The sequence below is a fragment of the Mycobacterium sp. genome (assembly GCF_008709575.1).
In the GTDB taxonomy this organism is placed as follows: Bacteria; Actinomycetota; Actinomycetes; order Mycobacteriales; family Mycobacteriaceae; genus Mycobacterium.
In genome coordinates this window covers 1-350 of record NZ_VYIK01000396.1, presented here as the reverse complement: position 1 = coordinate 350, position 350 = coordinate 1, and the positions used below count along the sequence as shown (strand labels likewise).

The window sequence follows — 350 nt, the reverse complement described above, 5'->3', positions numbered from 1 at the left end:
ACAAACACGGCATCGCCCGGGTACACGACAGCTACGAGACGTTGATTGCCGATCCGGATCTGGACGCGGTCTACAACCCGCTGCCCAACGGTCTGCACGGCAGGTGGACTCGAGCGGCGCTTGCCGCGGGCAAGCACGTGCTGTGCGAAAAGCCTTTCACCGCCAATGCCGCCGAAGCCCGCGAGATCGCCGAACTCGCCGCGACGTCAAACCGGGTGGTGATGGAGGCATTCCACTACCGCTACCATCCTTTTGCATTGCGCGTCGAGGAAATCCTCGCCTCCGGTGAGCTGGGCACGCTGCAGCGGGTCGAGCCGTAGGTGTGCTTCGGGCTCACGAAGTACTCCGAC

At 63.7% G+C, this 350-nt stretch carries 1 pseudogene; it reads left to right on the top strand.

Annotation, left to right across the window (positions count from 1 at the left end):
• Window positions 1–317: pseudogene (locus F6Q13_RS19180) on the top strand (Gfo/Idh/MocA family protein); the annotation flags it as partial.
• Window positions 318–350 lie beyond the last annotated feature (33 nt).